Here is a 2922-nt window from a genome sequence, read left to right on the forward strand (position 1 = left end):
CGCTCGCGCTCGACCTCGCTGTCGCCGACGTAGTGGTTCTCGTACCAGTCGCCGTTGAGCTCCCAGCCGATGCGCACGATCGAGGACCCCAGCCCCTGCGCGACGAGGGTCCGCCCCAGCTCGCGCCAGTGCGCGTCGTACTCCCCCGCCGCGCCGCGCTCGCGCCAGTCCGAGGGCGGGTCGGCGGGCACCATGGCCTGGGAGATGACGAGCCGGCGGGCGTCGGGGGCCTCGCGCACCCACCGCCCCCAGTCCTGGCCCGCCGGGGACTTCACGGCGTACCAGGGCTGCGTCAGCGTGCCCCAGTCCTTGTCGGCGGCGAAGACGACGACGCAGTCCAGCGGGCGGCCGAGGAACGCCTCGAAGTCCTCCGCGACGGAGACCGTGTGCGTCTGGACGCCCGTCCACTTGGTGTCCAGCTGTGCGGCGGGCACGTGCGCGCGGGGTGTCCAGGGCTCGGCCGGCTCCTGCGGCGTCGCGCCGTCCTCCTCCTCGCCGCGCCCCAGCGCCAGCCACGTGCCGGCACCTGCGGCCACCACGGCGCCGCCGATCCCCGCCAGCAGCGCCCGCCGCCGGGAGATCCCCCCGCGCGGCTCCTCACCGGGGCCGTGGTCCTCCTGCGGCCGCGGCCGCGTCGTCGTCTCCATGCTCCCCCTCCGCGTGGCGCCGCACCACGGCGCGCCTCCGGTCCCCGCGCGCCCGGGACCCGCACGGGCGCTCGCGCGCCGCGGGCCCCCCGGGAGCTCTCCCCCCTCCCGGCGCGGTGCCGCCATGCTACGGCGGCCGCGCGCACTCGCACGTCACGTGAGGGTTGCGAGGTGCTCCGGTCGCCCGGTCTTCGCGAGATCGGCGCAGTCCCCCGACCCCACGCACACAGGCGTGACGCCACGTGTCGACCCGCACCTCCGCCGCGCACCCGGACCACGCGGCGCACCGGGCCGGCGGGCGCGGTCGCGGGCCCACCCCCCTAGGGTCTGCTGCGTGGGCCGCTTCGAGAACGTGACCGCGCTCGCCCTCCCGGTGGCCGGCGCCGTCGTCGCCGACCTCGGCTGCGGCCCCGGGCGGCTCACCCGCGCCCTGCTCGGCGCCGAGGGTGGCGCCCCGGCCGTCGTGCACGCCGTGGACGTCGCCGCCACCCTCGACGACGACCTCCTCCTCGACGCGCGGGTGCGCGCCCACATCGCCGACCTCGACCGGCCGCTGCCGCTGCCCGACGCCAGCCTGGACGCCGCCGCCTCGATCAACGTCCTGGAGCACCTGCGGGACCCCGCCGCCCACCTCGACGACGTCGGGCGGCTGCTGCGGCCGGGAGGCCGCTTCGTCCTGGCGCACAGCGACTGGGACACCGCCCTCTTCTCCAGCGTCGACGACCGGCTCACCCGCACCCTCATCGACCAGTGGGTCGCGCACTCCCCCGGTGCGGGCGCGCGCGTGGACGGCTTCGCCGGGCGCAAGCTGCTGCGCTACGCCGACGCCAGCGGCCTGGACGTCGAGTCGGTGCACTCCTGGGCCGACCCCCACCGCCGCTTCGACGTGGGCTCCGTGGCGTGGAAGGTCGCCACCGGGGTGCTGGCCGCCGCCTCCGCCGACACGGCCCTGTCCGCCCGCGCCGCCGGGTGGGTGGACGAGCTGCGCCACCTCGCCGACGCCGGCCGCTTCCTCTTCACCGTCACCGACGTCGCCGTGGTGCTGCGCAAGGACCCCACCTCCTGAGCGCACCGCCTGCGCACCGCCCGAGCACCGCCGCCGGGGTGGCCCCGGCGCGCGCGAGCGGCGCCGGGGAACCATGCTGGGCAGCGCGACCGTTGTCCGGTCGGCACACGATGCACAGCACCGCAGAGCCGGGCCGCACGGGCGGCCCCGCCCGCCCCCGCGGGCCGCAGCAGGAGGGAGCACGCCATGGCTGGACTGTCCGGCAAGATCTCGAAGTTCCTCGCGTCCCCGCAGGGCCGCAGGATCACGGGCCAGGCGGTGCGCAAGGCGCAGCAGCTGGCGAGCGACCCCAAGACCCGCGCCCAGATGCAGCGGGTCGTCTCCCGGTTCGGCCAGCAGCGGCCCCGCTGACCCGGGCGGGTCGCGCCGCTCAGCCGGGGGTCCGCTCCCGGGCCACCCGCCGCGCGCCCCGGGCCAGCGACGGTGCGGCCCGCGACCACACCGCGTCCAGCCCGGCGCGCAGCGGCTGCACGGTCAGCACCCGCGCCAGGCCCATCGCGCGCGGCACCGACACCGTGCGGGAACGGCCCGCGGCCAGGCACGACAGCACCGCCGCCGCCACCCGCTCCGGGGCCACCCCCGGGGAGGGCCGCAGACCCGGTTCGCGCTCCGACGGCCGGTGCCCCAGCGAGCGCGACAGCCACTCGGTGCGGACGAAGCCCGGGTTGACGGTGTGCACCCGCACCCCGCGGCCGCGCACCTCCCGGCGCAGGCCGTCGGCGAAGCCCTGCACGGCCCACTTCGTGGAGCTGTAGACCGTCAGCGGCGGCAGCGCCACGAACGCCGCGGCCGAGGACACCACCAGGACGTCCCCGTCGCCCCTCGCCAGCATCTGCGGCAGCAGCAGGCGGGTCAGGTCGACGACGCCGACGACGTTGGTGGCGTAGAGGCGCTCGACGTCCTCGGCGCCCATCTGCGCCACCAGGCCCTCCCAGCCCACACCGGCGTTGGCCACCAGGGCGTCCACGCGGCCGTGCTCGGCGAGGACGTGCTCGACGAGGTCGCGGCGCTGTCCGGCGTCCGTGACGTCGCAGCCGCGCACCCGCAGGCCGGGCAGCCGCGCGGCCACCTCGGCGAGCCGCTCCCCGTCGCGGGCGCACCCGACGACCAGCGCCCCCGCCGCCAGCAGCGCCGCCGCGCTGGCGCGCCCGATGCCCGAGGTGACGCCCGTGACGAGCACGACCCGCCCGGCGAGCGCGGGCCGCCCGA

General features: G+C 78.0%; 3 protein-coding genes and 1 pseudogene. 2 read left to right on the forward strand and 2 right to left on the reverse strand.

The window, feature by feature from the left end; translation table 11 throughout:
• Positions 1 to 647 (reverse strand): annotated as a pseudogene (locus tag ABEB16_RS21530) (hypothetical protein); the annotation flags it as partial.
• 334 nt (positions 648 to 981) lie between these two features.
• On the opposite strand from ABEB16_RS21530, the gene ABEB16_RS21535 reads away from it, so the two are divergent.
• A complete protein-coding gene (locus tag ABEB16_RS21535; RefSeq protein WP_345714218.1) occupies positions 982 to 1713 on the forward strand; it encodes a methyltransferase domain-containing protein in 732 nt (243 codons plus the stop codon).
• A gap of 186 nt (positions 1714 to 1899) precedes the next feature.
• Entirely contained in the window at positions 1900 to 2064 is a 165-nt protein-coding gene (locus ABEB16_RS21540) for a hypothetical protein (protein ID WP_345714219.1), read from the forward strand.
• 19 nt (positions 2065 to 2083) lie between these two features.
• Here ABEB16_RS21540 and ABEB16_RS21545 read toward each other — a convergent pair.
• Positions 2084 to 2922: SDR family NAD(P)-dependent oxidoreductase (locus tag ABEB16_RS21545; protein ID WP_345714220.1), on the reverse strand; the 839-nt coding region annotated here is incomplete at its 5' end.

The sequence above is a fragment of the Kineococcus glutinatus genome, assembly GCF_039542765.1.
Classification (GTDB): Bacteria; Actinomycetota; Actinomycetes; order Actinomycetales; family Kineococcaceae; genus Kineococcus_A; species Kineococcus_A glutinatus.

Bases quoted from the DNA above. Each gene is read 5' to 3' on its own strand.
- ABEB16_RS21540 (WP_345714219.1), top strand. From the start codon at position 1,900: ATGGCTGGACTGTCCGGCAAGATCTCGAAGTTCCTCGCGTCCCCGCAG.